The sequence below is a fragment of the Streptomyces sp. NPDC007808 genome (assembly GCF_042868655.1).
Lineage (GTDB): Bacteria > Actinomycetota > Actinomycetes > Streptomycetales > Streptomycetaceae > Streptomyces.
On the sequence record NZ_JBIAEQ010000013.1, the window covers coordinates 22,902 to 36,120 of the forward strand.

The window sequence follows — 13,219 nt, forward strand, 5'->3', positions numbered from 1 at the left end:
ACTCCCCCTGCGGCTTCGAACGTGGCATGGACAGGTACATGCCGTCGAGCAGCACTTCGGTCACATGACCGCCGTGGACACGGGGCTCTGTACGGCGGACTCCACCAGGGCCGGATCGACGTCGCCCGGCTGCGTCGGGCCCTGGCCGGGGTGCCGCTGCCGAGGGCGGCGGACGGTCGGCTCGTGCTGGCGGTGGATGTCTCGCCGTGGCTGCGACCGGACGGCAACACATGTGCTGACCGGGCGTTTTGCCACACGTTCGGCCGGGGTGAGGGCAAGCATCAGATGGTGCCCGGGTGGCCGTACTCGGTGGTGGCCGCGCTGGAGACCGGCCGCACGTCCTGGACGGCGGTGCTGGACGCTGTCCGCCTCGAGCCCGGCGCCGACGTCGCCGCGATGACCACAGTACAGATCCGCGAGGTCGTCGAGCGGCTCGTCGCCGCCGGTCAGTGGCGGCCAGATGACCCGGAGGTCCTGGTCGTGCTGGACGCCGGATATGACATCCCGCGCATCGCCCACCTGCTGGATGACCTGCCCGTCAAGATCCTCGGCCGACTCCGTTCGGACCGCGTGATGCGGCGTACGACACCTTCCCGCAAAGAATTGCACCTGGCCAACCCCAAGGGCGGCCGACCGCCCAAGCACGGCGGCGAGTTCGTCTTCGGTGACCACACAACCTGGGGCACCGAGGAGGTCGTGCCGGCCACAGATACCCGGCGCCATGGGAGGGCGACCGCGCAGGCGTGGGACCGGCTGCACCCGCGGCTGACCCGCCGGGCGGCCTGGCTCGACCACGACGGGCCGCTGCCCATCATTGAGGGCACCGTCATCCGGCTGGTCGTGGAGAAGCTGCCCAGCGGCGGGGTCAACAAGCCCGTCTGGCTGTGGTGGTCGGGCACCGGCGCCACCGAAGCGGACGTCGACCGCTGCTGGCACCCGTTCCTGCGGCGCTTCGACATCGAGCACACATTTCGCCTGTTCAAGCCGACCCTCGGGTGGACCAAGCCCCGGCTCCGCAGCTCGGAAGCGGCCGACCGGTGGACGTGGCTCGTGATCGCTGCCTATGCCCAGCTCCGGCTCGCCCGTCCCCTGGCCACCGACCTCCGCAGACCCTGGGAGAAGCCGACCGAGCCGAACAAACTGACACCCGCCCGCGTCCGCAGAGGGTTCAGGAACCTGTGCACGAAGGCCGGCTCACCGGCCGGTGCACCGAAACCCTCCCGCCCCGGGCCAGGCAGGCCGCGGGGCTCGAAGAACCGCCGTCCGGCCACCCGACACGACGTGGGTAAAATCCTCGCCACCGGCGAAGCATTCAGCCGACCCGCTCACCACAAAGTCGGTACGAAACCCCGACGCACCAGCGGTCTGTGGCTTGACAGTGAGGCAGTGAGCAGTGGGTGATGTGTCTGCAAACGGCTTCGAGGGGGGTCTGTGGATCTTGGTTCTGTGATCATCGCGGTGGCAGGTGTCGCTGGAACATTGGGGGGATCGTTCCTCACCCAGCGCGCCTCCGAACGGGCAAGACGTCGGGAGATAGAGCTGCTTCGAGACCATGAGGCGGTCCGCGAAAACCTGCTCCTCCGGCGCACCTGCTACGTGGAGCTCAATCGGGATGCACGCCAGTTCACCACGGCACTCAACCGCTATCTGCATGTCATGCGGGAACGCGGTACTGAGGAGACCGACAGGGAGGCACTCGATGACGCAAAGAGGGCCCACCGCGACAGACACTCCGAAGCGCAGATGATCGCTCCTGACCGGGTGCTCGCATGCGCGAGTGAAGTTAATCAAGCCCTGAACAAGGTCTATGGCCAGGTCAGACGCCTTGAGCGACAAGAGCCCGAACCTGGGGAGACGATGGCTACTGCGGTCCAGGCTCAGGCGGAGATTTGGCACATGCTCCGGGCCATGAGGACCGCTATGCGCCATGACCTCGGGGTGGGCACCCAAGAGTGACGATGCGCCGATGGCCCTCCCCATCCAGCTGGCCGAGCACCGGAGCAGACGTTAAATCACAAGCTGAGGAGCTGGAAGACAAGCTGGGATCGGTCCCGGCCGGCGACTACGTCACCCTGATCGGACACAACAGGAAGCTCGCCCTGGCGCGGGTCGGCAAGGACACTGCGCCCTGCAAGGTCACCAACTCGAAGATCCCCCTGGCACGGCTTCTCGGACTGCCTGAGAACATGCGGCGGATTCCGCTGAGCCCGATCGAAGAGGCCTTGGGCTTCCAAGGGGCGCTCGATGACGGAATGCTGCAAGTGGAGGTCGCCGCGCAGACCGGATGCAAGCAGCCTCATATCTCGCGCCGAATCAAGCTGCTAAGGCTCCCCATCGAAGTTCAGCAGGCCGTCATGGATGGACTCGCTGTCAGCGAGGCTGAGACCCTGCTCGACAGGCTCACTACTCCAGAGCAGCACCTGCAGGCCTGGCGGGTTATGAGGGAGGAAGGTATCAAAGCCGCCTTCGCCGCCGCGAGGGTTCTGGCACCCTCGGCCTCAATGACACCCAAGGCCAATCCCGCGCCCAAGGCGAAGCAGACTCCTGCCGTCCCGCCGCAGAAGACGAACTCCTCGGACGAGCAAAGACCAAGCCAACCGGCTCTGATCACGACGCCTCCCAACTGCAGGCTGAGCAGATCAACCCCGAGACCCGGAACGGGCCGGAACCTGATCACAGTGCCGAAGCGGCGCAACTGCGGGTGCAGGCGTGCCGCACCGTCCTGGAGCTGGGAGTTCCCTCGAACCCCCGGGAGACTCTGCGCCTCCTGGCCCCTGCCCTTCTCGCGGCCCCGAGTAAGGCCACTCGCGAGATGGCTCACGAGTGGCTGCGGTCAACCGCCAAGCCCATCGGGCCCGATACAGCGAGTGCGGACAAGTTCTTTGCCGAGGTGTCCGCATCCGGCGACGCAAAGCTGACCGCTCACGTCGCCCTGGCCGTCGCCCTGGCTGTCGCCGAGCAGCGCGCCTCGGACGCCAGCCGCCCCTGGGACGCCCAGGACCGGGACTACCTCGCCCACCTTAAGTCCGCCGTCAACTATCAGCCCACCGACTGGGAGCTGGACCGCCTCGGCGGCAAGTGAGGCAGCCCGTATTCCGTCGGAATATTGGTGACCCAGCGACCGCAATATTCCGACGGAATACGAGGGCGCCCCAGCACGACCCTCAGGAGAACCCTTGCCAACCTCCAAGACCACGAACGCGCCCGAAGAGCCGCGCATCTTCGCCTGCTCCGTCATCGCCGGTGGCGCCGGCAAGACCCAAGACGTCATCAACCTCGCCGTTGAAGCCGCCGGACGAGGGCACTCCGTAGCCATCGCAGACTTCGACCCCCAGCGCACCGCATCCCACATCGAGCTACCGACGAAATGCAGCTTTTGAGGTGACGGAATGTGGCGGGGTGTCACTTGATGGGGCGTCCGCCTCGGCTGCGGCGTCGTGAGCGCTGTGCGGGGTCCCACAGACGCAGCGGGGCAGCTCCCGGAAGTCTTCAAATGACATCACAGGATCACCACGCACGAAGCGTCGCAAAGCCGCAGTTCAAGCCGTTTCGTCGGTAGCCCAGTGGGCCGTCGATCGGGGAGGTTGTCACCGAGCCTGGCGACCCTTTGTAGAAGGGAGTGGCTTCGAACGGCGAGGGCTACAGTCCGGTGGCCGATCGGCTGGGCGAGTGAGACGCCTCGCTCCTTCGGGCATGCCGGAAGTCCGATGCGGACATCGGGTGATCGGCTGGCTCCAGCGCCAGTGCCACGGACGAGTGCACCTGGCGCGGAAGGAGGAGCTTCCGATGTCGTGGCTGAGTTCCCGATGGAAAAGTCCCGCTCCGCGCTACCGGCGTGCGCGGTTTCTCCGGGTAGGTGCGCTGCTGATGGCGGCGCTGGCTCCCGCCCTTCCGGTGTCGGACGCCCATGCGGTGCCCCATGACCACCATCGCGGCCCTGCGGTGAGCATCCCGAAGAGCGGTGTCGGCGGTGCCGTAGACCGACTGGGTGATCCGGTGGTTACGCTCCTCGGTTCGTTCGGCGGAGTTCGCTATGTGCAATACGACGGTGTGTTCGAGGGGAAGACGTCGACCGGGCGGTTCCGCGTCCCCTACCGGATCAGCGCTCCTGCCGATCCGGGCCGCACCAACGGCACCGCTGTCGTGGAGCCGCCACACTTTGGGGTGGGGCTCGGCGCACTCAATGTTTACCTGCGCAGGGACTTCCTGTTCCGCCGGGGCTTCGTGCACGCCGGCGTCGGCTGGAGCACGCTCGGCAACCGCATCCTCGACCCGTCGGTTCCCGGCACCTTCATCAGGGGCGGAGTCGAAGAGGACGGAGCCAGGGTCGATGACGAGATCATCACGGACTTCGCAAGGGCACTCGCCTCCCGCTCCTCCGGCGCGCGTCCACTGGTCGGCAAGCTGCATCGACGGTATGGCGCGGGCTTCTCCGACAGCTCGTACCCCCTCATGCGCCTTGTTCATTCCCGCGACGCCACGGGCGCGCTCGACCTGGTGCTGCCCATCACCACGGAGGGCTTCGACCCCCAGGCCGACATCGCCACCGGCCGCTACAAGGGCAAGGTACTCGTTGTTAATTCGGAAGCCGACGATTCAGCGGACCTGATCGACCGGGACATCGTGACCAATCGGTACCGGTTCTACGTCGTCGCGGGAAGCCCGCACATTCCGGATCCGCTGGACGCACCGCTGAACGTGCCGTTCCCGGTGAGAGGGTCGACTCCGGCGAGCTTCGTGCCCGCCCTTCGCGCGCACTTCCTGCAGGGGCACAACTGGGTACGCAAGGGGTCCCCGCCGCCTACGAGCACGCAGTTGCGCACGGCGAACGACTACAGCATCGTCCGTGACGCCAACGGCAACGCGATCACCGAGGACCGCACCGGCCGACGCGTCCCCCGGCTGCCGTTCGTCGAACTCGGCGAGGCCCGCTTCATCACCGGCTTCATCGGCAGCTACGACAACGTACGCACCGTGCAGCAACTCGGGTTCAGCAGCCACCGCGCCTACGCCCGCGCCTTCGCCGACAAGCTCCGCGACTACCGCAGGGCCCGCTTCATCCTGCCGCAGGACGCCCGTGATATGAGCCGCCGCGCCAGCCTGTGTCCTCCGTCGACCTTCACGGAGACCTACCGCGACCACTACGCCGAATTCGTCGCGATCCGGCCCTGCACGGCCCGATGAGCCTGTCTCCTCTTCATCTGGCGGATGACACGGAGACTTCTGAATCCTGCACAGCCCTGCGCGTCAGCGCCATCCTCTCCGTGCACCGCGCGCTCGTAGCTCGTTGCCAGCCCCTCAACGGCACCCCCAAACGCCCCGGCGATCCCGGCATGAGCAAGGCCCACCGCCAGTACGAGGACCGCGTCAGCGCCCTCGTTGATCCACGGCCTGATCCTCACCTAGCTACTTTGCCCCTGGAGACAGAGCTGGGAGTCCAGGGCCGAATCAGCGACCACGATCGAAGGCTGAAGCTCCCGGGGCTTCTCCCTTGCCGTCACGGGAACATCACGTACGAAGCGCCGCAAAGCCGCAGGTCAAGCCATTCCGTCGGTAGCCCACATCCTCGGCTACCAGGCCCCCCGAGGGTCAGCCGACATTCTTCGATGTCCTGCAGGGAAAGCACCGACTCGAGGAAGCAGTCGTCCCGGCTCGCTACCGCATCGGTGAAGGCGAAGACGACAGCGCGTTCCGTCGTATCCCCAACCTCGGGCTCCTCCTCGGGATGCCTGAGATGGCGGATGCGGAAGTCAACCTTGGCCTCGACCCTGCCGGCGTGCTGTGGCTGCAGAACGTCTTGGACGAGCAGCTGCCTCCAGGCCGCTGGAGCATCCTGTTCTTCGACTGCGGACCGACACTTGGCATTCTTCTGCTGTCGATCGCTATGGTCGGCCCTGAGGTCATCGGTTGCGTCGCCGAAGTTCAAGTACATCATTGGCCTGCAAGATCTCGAAGACACCCTGGACAAGGGAGCGCGCAAGTTCCGCCGCTTCGGCTTCAAGATCGAGGTCCAGCACATCCTCGCCACCAACATCCCCTTGGACGCCCAAGGAAACATCCGTTGCAGCGGCGGAGTTGTCGCAGACGATGCCATCAAAGCCATCCGCGGCAACCCGGACTGGAACACCAAGCTGCTGCCCATCATCCGCCGCAAGCAGCGCTTCAAGGACACCATCGTCACGCAGCGCCCGCTGCGATTCCTTGATCCCCGCAACGAGGCACTCCAGGACATCGCTGCTGTCGCGGACGCCCTCGGCATCACACGCCTCAACTCCACGCGGGAGCGATGAGCTTATTCCGATGGAATTTCGTGCACGCGGCGTCTGGCTCCTCCTGGGACAGGCGCCGCACTGCTGTCCATAGGCAAGGCGGCCTGGCCCAGGGTCGCCTCATGCACCCGCCGTAGATGGTCCTCAATGATCACTTTTCGCAGCCGATCCGCCCCAAGCCCATCCCGAAGGGCCACAACGTGCCGCACATCGTGGGAGTGTGAGACCAGCTCAGTAGTGAGGCTCGGATAGGGGAGTGGGACGTGGCTGCGGGGAAAGGCGAGATACCCCAGCTGACCCGAGCGCATCGGGTCCTCATCGGCGTCGTCGTGTTCGGCGCCGTCATCATCGCCGGCATCGGCTTCGCGGGCTCGTAAGCGGCCGTCCGCGAACTGGCCGTCCAGAAAGGCTTCGGGAACTTCTCATACGTCTTCCCGATCGGCATCGACGCCGGGATCTGTGTCCTGCTGGCCCTCGACCTCCTGCTGACCTGGATCCGCATACCCTTCCCCCTCCTACGTCAGACAGCATGGCTGCTGACGGCGGCGACCATCGCCTTCAACGGCGCGGCGGCCTGGCCGGATCCGCTGGGCGTGGGAATGCACGCCGTCATCCCGGTCCTGTTCGTCGTCGCCATCGAGGCAGCCCGGCACGCGATCGGCCGCATCGCCGACATCACCGCCGACAAACACATGGAGGGTGTGCGCCTCACCCGCTGGATCCTCTCGCCCGGGCCCACCTTCCTGCTGTGGCGACGCATGAAGCTCTGGGAGCTCCGCTCCTACGACCAAGTCATCAAGCTGGAGCAGGAACGTCTCGTCTACCAGGCAGCCCTCCGCTCCCGCTTCGGCCGCGGATGGCGACGCAAGGCCCCCGTCGAAGCGTTGATGCCGCTGCGACTGGCCCGCTACGGCGTCCCGCTCGCGGAGACCGCACCTGCCGGCCTTGCCGCAGCCGGTATCGAGGAGCCGCCGATCCAGTTCACCGTGGAGCGGGTCCCCGCCCCCACACGACCAGAAGACTCCGCACTCGACGCCGCGGCGGAGCACGAGCAGCCACCGGCCGAGCTGGACAGCGCAGAGGCAGAACCGGACCAGGCACCAGCCGCAACTCCGAGGCCAGAAGCTACCGCGGAGGATCCGCAGGAATCGACCGCGGAAGCCGCTGAGCGGTTCGCCGAGGCATACCAGGCGTTCCTCACCCAGTTCCAGGCTGAACCGACCCCGACGCAGTGGGCCTACTGGCTCCGCGACACCTATGGCATCTCCACGGGATCCGGTGGCCCGCTCTCCCAGCACCAGGTGCAGCCGCTGCTCCAGGTCCTCCAGGCGCGGTACGCGCTCGACAGCCAAGAGCCCGCACCCACCGACGAAGCCGAACCAGTCAACCAGTGGTACGACTACTTCCACAGCGCCTGGCGCGACGACGCGCAGGAGCACGGCGCGTACCCGGATGCCGCCGCCCTCGCCGCGTACGTGTACGAGCGAGACTCCATCACCGGAGACGGTGGCCGCCCCATCACAGGCGACGACTTGGTGGCCTTCGTCGCGAGCTTCCAGGAGCACGAAGTCGGTAGCAGCGAGCCAGCCTCAGCTGAGACTGTTGCGGATCCCGGTGAACGCAGTGATGCAGAGGCTCCGCCGGAGGGGGAGCGCGAGGCGGCGCCCGCCGGCGCGGGCGCACAGGCCGCCAAGGAGCAGCGCACCCCGCGGGTGAACGCCGTCATCGATGACGCGCTACCGGAAGAGGGTGGTACGTCGGACGGACTTGCCGGCCTGACCACTGCCGATCGCTACTACCTCACGTGGATGGAATACCAAACGCAGAACGGAGGCGAACCGCAGTCCTCGACGCGGGAGGCCGAGGAACTGTCCGCCTACTTGGCCCGCAAGGGAATGCGCGGCCGTGGTGACAAGCCGGTCAGCCCAGCCACCCTGCGCCGCTACCTCCTGCCGTTTCGCGTGTACAACATCTGGGCCGAGCAGCGGGTGCGCAGCGATGTGCCATCGCTCGACGCCGTTGCGCAGGAGTGCGCAGCCCAAGGGATCACTGCGCAGTACAACAAGCCCCTCAAGGCCGACTACCTCGCCGAGCAGGCCGTCGACTTCGAGCGGCGCTGGCAGGCGCTCGTCCGCCACCACGCCGACGCACCACAGTAAACCCTCCGCTGCGACCGGTTGCGCACCTGGTCTCAGGCCATCCCCGCCATGCTGCGCAATGAGAGAAACCCCAGATCAGGGGCGCATTGCGCAGGCATTGTGATCATTGCGCAGCACGGCGTATCCCGTCCTTGCACATTGCGCAGCCCCGCCCCTGAATCGACGAGGAGAACCAGATGCACGCACTGCGCATCGACCCGGACGCCACTGTCACAGACCTCAACTTGCCCACGACCGATGCGCAGTCCGCGATCCAGGAGCACGTCGGATCCGACTCCGTCGACCACGGGGTCTACCACCGGCGGGCTGTTCTGCACATCCACGGCAACGGCCAGGATCTCGGTCTCCCTCAAAACCTGACCGCGTGGGCCCTGGCGAGTGCCTGGCGCGGCATGCCCCTGTACCGACTGGCCGGCCCCATCGTCGTCACGGGCCGCACCGAGAGCGGTGACGTGACGGCCCTCGACGACGACCTGGTGCAGCACGCCAAGGCTGTTGCGCAGACCGTCCGCGACACCATGTCCGAGTGGCGTGCACGCCCTCCCGCCTCCAACGAGGCCGCCGTCAAGGAACTCCTCGCGTACGCAGCGCGCGACGTCGCCTCCCGCCAGTGACAGGCTGCGGCTAGTGCTCTGACCGCATAGGTTCGCCGGGTTGGCGGTCATGACGGTTGGATGTGCGGTGACGTCCGAACCGACTGCTGTGAGCCGCCGCCGAAGCAGGTGGAAGGGCGGCCTCGAGTGCCCGACCGGCAGGCTCTGTGCGGGATCTTGTTCGTCCTGCACACCGGCATCCAGTGGGAGTACCTGCCTCAGGAACTGGGCTTCGGTTCGGGCATGACGTGCTGGCGCCGTCTGGCAGCCTGGAACGAGGCCGGTGTCTGGGACCAGCTCCACCATCTGCTGCTGAACAAGCTGCGGTCGAAGAACCAGCTGGACTGGTCGAGGGCGGTGATCGACTCCTCGCATGTCCGGGCCGCCCGCAGGGGCCCAAAAGCGGACCCAGCCCAGTCGACCGCGCGCGCCCGGGCAGCAAGCACCACATCATCACCGACGGCCAGGGCATCCCGCTCGCGGTGTCGCTGACCGGCGGAAACCGCAACGACGTCACCCAACTGCTGCCACTGTTGGACAAGATTCCGGCCGTGGCCGGAGTCGTCGGCCGGCCGCGCAGGCGGCCAGACGTGCTCTTCGCCGACCGCGGCTACGACCACGACAAGTACCGCCGGCTCCTGCGGCAGCGCGGCATCCAGCCTGCGATTGCCGAGCGTGGCCAGCCGCACGGCACGGGTTTGGGCACGTTCCGCTGGGTCGTGGAGCGGACGATCGCCTGGCTGCACGGCTTCCGCCGCCTACGCATCCGCTGGGAACGACGCGACGACATCCACGAAGCCTTCCTCGGACTCGCCGTCTGCCTGATCACCCACCGGCACGTCCAGAGGCTTTGTTAGGGCCAGTAAGAAGCTCGCGCGAGGCAGCTGCTCTGGTCGAGGTCGGGGACGCGATCGAGCGACTGCCCGCCGACGGGCGCCGCGGCGTCGTGGAGGTGATCGCCGCGGTTCCGGCCCGGCCGAGTTCATGGCCGACACCGACTGTTCGAAGGCCGGATTCAGCTCCCGGTGCGTCAGACTGCCAAGACCCGCAACCACCTCGCCGACCAGCGTGCGAAGCGCTGAACGATCCTTCCTGTCGGCCATTCGCCGATGGTCGCAGAAACCGCGAGGAACCGGCAGCGGGTCCGTGCTGGAGAACTCACTTCCCACGACGTCCACGCCCGTCCTCAGGGCTACCGCCTCCGTGCCCCCGGGATGACGGGCCACGCGTACTGGTGGCGAGGGCGGCAGGGTAGAGCACCTGGCGTCCGTAACGGGCGCGGGCGCGATCGGCGACGGCTTCGATCGCAAGGGGCTTGTCGTCGCCGGCGTCGAGGGTGAGCTGCCGGGTGGCCCGGTCGGCGGGACGAAGGGCGTCGGCGCGCAGGGCGATGCTGCGGACCCGGGCGCGCTGGAGACCGAGGGAGTCGTATTTCAGGGCGCGTTCCCGTCAGGTAGCTTCGAGGCGGTCGTGAGTGTCCTGGTTCGCCTGCTCGCGCCGCCGTGTGCCAGCGGCGGCTGCCTCGCGGACCAGGGATCGATTCGAATTTACCGACCGGCGAGCTCACCGGGAGGCGCTCAACCTGGGGCGATGCGTCGCGGTCGTGTCAGGGATGGCCTGCTTCCTTCTCGGATGTCGGGCCGCAGGTAGGCACCCTGAGCCTCGCGGCCACCCGGCGTCACGGCATGCCCGCACCGTGACGCCCCGGCTGCACACTGCGGACGGGCTACGTCATCAACTCGATGTGCGGATGCTCGGGCTCCACCGGGCAGACGAACAGGTGCTGCCGGTAGCCGCTGCCTATCTGGACACCGGTCGCGTTGTAGCCGCGGTGGCCGGGGTACGGTCCAGCACCTGGGTGGGGGTGCGGAGACCAGCTGTTCCCGGCGTCGTCCCCTTCCTCGAACGTGGCGACGGTCATCAGGACCTCCATGCTGGTGCCGCACTCGGAGCAGGGCTGCGAGCTGGGGTCGGTGGAGTTCCAAGCGGGCCAGCCGCCGACCTTCCAGCCGGGCGCGTTGGACAGCACACAGTCGTAGTACGTGTCCGGGTCCATGTCTTCCTCTGCTGCCTGCGGCACACTCCACTGCTTGAGCTGCTCCCGCAGTTCTTCGCTCAGCTCCAGATGGTCGGGGTACTCGGTGATCTGCTCCGGTTCGAGCACGCACGGTTCCGGTAGATAGCCGTCGAACTGCACTGCGGGCGGCTCGGGGGGCGTGTCGAGGATGTCGGTGACGGCGGCAGCCGAACGCCAGAAGAGCAGGGTCCTGGGCATGATCGGATGATCGAAGGGGCACCACAGAACCTGCAGCAGGTCCTTGCCCTCCGGCGGGCTCAGATCGGGCACATCCCGTACGTACAGCTGCGCGACGGGCAGCATCGCTATGGGGCCGTCGTACGCCTGGACCGCCAGCCTCACCGGATACGTCCGAGGGGGCCGGATCCGCTCGAGAGTCTCCCGTTCCTCCGGAGTCAGGTCCCGGCCGTGCGAGGCGGCGAAGATCCGTCGTTCCAGCCGCAGATCCGCCGGGGACTGGGCTGGGTTGATGCCATCCACCACATGCGGTTCCTCGCAGTGCGGCCACGGCTCCTCAGCGGGCCACAGCAGCGGCCCGCCGATCGAGCTGTCGTGCCACGTCGGCGCCCCAGGGCGGGGGTGCAGGCGGGTCGCCGTGCGGGCCAGCGGAACCAGTTGGGGAAAGACCGCGGCAACGTCGATCGGCCGTGGCGGAGTGACAGGAGTGACATTCATGGCCGCAATCTTGCCAATTGCCTCTGACAACGGCCCTCGTGGCCGCCCCACGAAGAGTTCCGGCACGGGCGCCACCCGGGAGAGCGCTACCGCCGGTCCGTTGCCGGCAGATGGCCCGCGAGCAGGTCCACGATCGCGGCGTGGATGTCCGTCCACGCGCGCGGTTCGTCGCCACGTACCACCTGGACAGGTACGACCGAGTGCAGGACTGTCCGGGGGCCTCGGTCTCGGTCAGCAGACGCACGCCTTGGGAGGTGTCATCGCCGACGGCCTGGGCGATCCGCTCGGCGATCGCGGTCATGGCGGCCGGGTCCTTCAGCCACCGCTCGCCGCCGTCCAGGTGCCGGAGGTCGACGGGCCGCAGTAGCCGGGCCGCATCGAGCACGTCGGCCAGCCGGTGCTGGTCGGGGTCGGCGTAGTGGACCGCGTTCGTCAGCACCGCGCCCACGCCGAGCTGGTCGGCCAGGCCCACGGTGCGCGCGGCCAGCCGCAGCGATCCCGCACCGGTGCCCTGCCGTCCCAGGTACACGGTTTCCAGCCGCAGCCGCTCTCCAGCCAGCTCCCGTCAGGGCGCGAGCAGTTGCTCGGCGACGTCGGGGCGGCCGGCGGACAGGGCCCGGACCGGTTCGGAGGCGGGACCGAGCAGGACCAGCAGGTCGGTGTCAGCGAACTCGCGCAGGACTGGCCAGGACACGACCGGCAGGCCTCCGTCCGTCGCGGCGTGCGCGGTGGACACGAGACGGCACAGCCGCGCCCACCCGGCCGGGGTCTGCGCGAGCAGCGTGATCCGCAACGGCGGCTCCACCACGTGGGCGCCGCCGCGTACGGGTGTACGCGGTCGACCGGCAGCCGGGTCGGGCGGACGGACGGGGGCGACGCCGAGGACGGGGCGGATGCCGGCGGCCGCGGCGGCCTTGGCGAAGCGCACCACGCCCGCGACGGTGTCCTGGTCGGTCAGCGCGAGCGTCGTCATCCCACGCTCTGCAGCACGCTGCACGAGGGCATCGGGGAGGGAGGCGCTGTCCAGGAGCGGTGTTTGTGATCATAGGTGTGTGGTCTGGCCTGGGCTGATCAGTTTGGTGCGCGGTCTTGGTTGGCTCGTGGTCAGGCCGAGCGGGTGCCTCGGTGGCAGTGCGTTCATGGGGTGTCAGGTCGTTCGTGGTCTTCTGATGTGCAGTTTTGTCACGTAGCGGGCGGTGCTGATCAGGTTGTCTCTTCTGCGCTGGCGCATGGCTCATGTTCAGTGATCGTTGAAATGCGGTGGCACCTGGACGGCCCGCGCCATGATCCTGGCGCGGGTCGCCGCCGACACTTGGCCACCAGCTCACCTCGATGGCTGGCCCCGCCCTGAGGGTCACTTTTGCCGCCGAACCTCACTGACCGGTCTTCGGACACAGCAGGGGCCCTGGGGGATCGGGCGCTGTCCAGTGATGGCGCAACACCGGT

8 protein-coding genes and 4 pseudogenes are annotated in these 13,219 nt (G+C 67.7%); 9 read left to right on the forward strand and 3 right to left on the reverse strand.

Translation table 11 applies throughout. The annotated features are described in order from the left end of the window. Window positions 1-54: 54 nt before the first annotated feature. The 9 genes and pseudogenes from ACFYNL_RS38085 to ACFYNL_RS38125 form a co-directional block, all read left to right on the forward strand. Window positions 55-1,401: pseudogene (locus ACFYNL_RS38085) on the forward strand (NF041680 family putative transposase); the annotation flags it as partial. Between the two features lie 45 nt (window positions 1,402-1,446). Further along, complete coding sequence (locus ACFYNL_RS38090; RefSeq protein WP_388812408.1) at window positions 1,447-1,956, forward strand: hypothetical protein; 510 nt, start codon at window positions 1,447-1,449, stop codon at window positions 1,954-1,956. Between the two features lie 934 nt (window positions 1,957-2,890). After that, window positions 2,891-3,082, forward strand: coding sequence for a hypothetical protein (locus ACFYNL_RS38095; RefSeq protein WP_388812409.1), 192 nt, complete (start codon window positions 2,891-2,893; stop codon window positions 3,080-3,082). A 94-nt stretch (window positions 3,083-3,176) separates the two neighbouring features. Next, window positions 3,177-3,380, forward strand: coding sequence for a hypothetical protein (locus ACFYNL_RS38100; protein WP_388812412.1), 204 nt, complete (start codon window positions 3,177-3,179; stop codon window positions 3,378-3,380). Between the two features lie 655 nt (window positions 3,381-4,035). Further along, window positions 4,036-5,184, forward strand: a complete 1,149-nt coding sequence (locus tag ACFYNL_RS38105) for an alpha/beta hydrolase domain-containing protein (RefSeq protein ID WP_388812414.1) — start codon at window positions 4,036-4,038, stop codon at window positions 5,182-5,184. A gap of 674 nt (window positions 5,185-5,858) precedes the next feature. Further along, window positions 5,859-6,290, forward strand: a complete 432-nt coding sequence (locus ACFYNL_RS38110; RefSeq protein WP_388812416.1) for a hypothetical protein — start codon at window positions 5,859-5,861, stop codon at window positions 6,288-6,290. 263 nt (window positions 6,291-6,553) lie between these two features. Further along, window positions 6,554-7,241 (forward strand): annotated as a pseudogene (locus ACFYNL_RS38115) (DUF2637 domain-containing protein); the annotation flags it as partial. Window positions 7,242-8,604: 1,363 nt separating this feature from the next. Beyond that, window positions 8,605-9,042 carry a hypothetical protein gene (locus ACFYNL_RS38120; protein ID WP_388812418.1) on the forward strand — a complete coding sequence of 146 codons (438 nt, stop codon included), beginning with the start codon at window positions 8,605-8,607 and terminating at the stop codon, window positions 9,040-9,042. A gap of 60 nt (window positions 9,043-9,102) precedes the next feature. Beyond that, a protein-coding gene (locus ACFYNL_RS38125) for an IS5 family transposase (RefSeq protein ID WP_388812420.1) occupies window positions 9,103-9,878 on the forward strand; the annotation gives its coding sequence in 2 pieces (ribosomal slippage) (window positions 9,103-9,396 and window positions 9,399-9,878; 774 coding nt in all). A 301-nt stretch (window positions 9,879-10,179) separates the two neighbouring features. On the opposite strand, the pseudogene ACFYNL_RS38130 reads toward ACFYNL_RS38125, so the two are convergent. The 3 genes and pseudogenes from ACFYNL_RS38130 to ACFYNL_RS38140 all read right to left on the reverse strand — a co-directional run. After that, a pseudogene (locus tag ACFYNL_RS38130) lies at window positions 10,180-10,452 on the reverse strand (hypothetical protein); the annotation flags it as partial. A gap of 295 nt (window positions 10,453-10,747) precedes the next feature. After that, window positions 10,748-11,773, reverse strand: a complete 1,026-nt coding sequence (locus ACFYNL_RS38135) for a hypothetical protein (RefSeq protein WP_388812422.1) — start codon at window positions 11,771-11,773, stop codon at window positions 10,748-10,750. Window positions 11,774-11,975: 202 nt separating this feature from the next. Continuing rightward, window positions 11,976-12,800 (reverse strand): annotated as a pseudogene (locus tag ACFYNL_RS38140) (PHP domain-containing protein); the annotation flags it as partial. Between the last annotated feature and the right edge of the window lie 419 nt (window positions 12,801-13,219).

Excerpts from the sequence above, each read along its gene's own strand:
- ACFYNL_RS38120 (WP_388812418.1), top strand. The coding sequence starts at position 8,605 with ATGCACGCACTGCGCATCGACCCGGACGCCACTGTCACAGACCTCAAC.
- ACFYNL_RS38135 (WP_388812422.1), bottom strand. The coding sequence starts at position 11,773 with ATGAATGTCACTCCTGTCACTCCGCCACGGCCGATCGACGTTGCCGCG.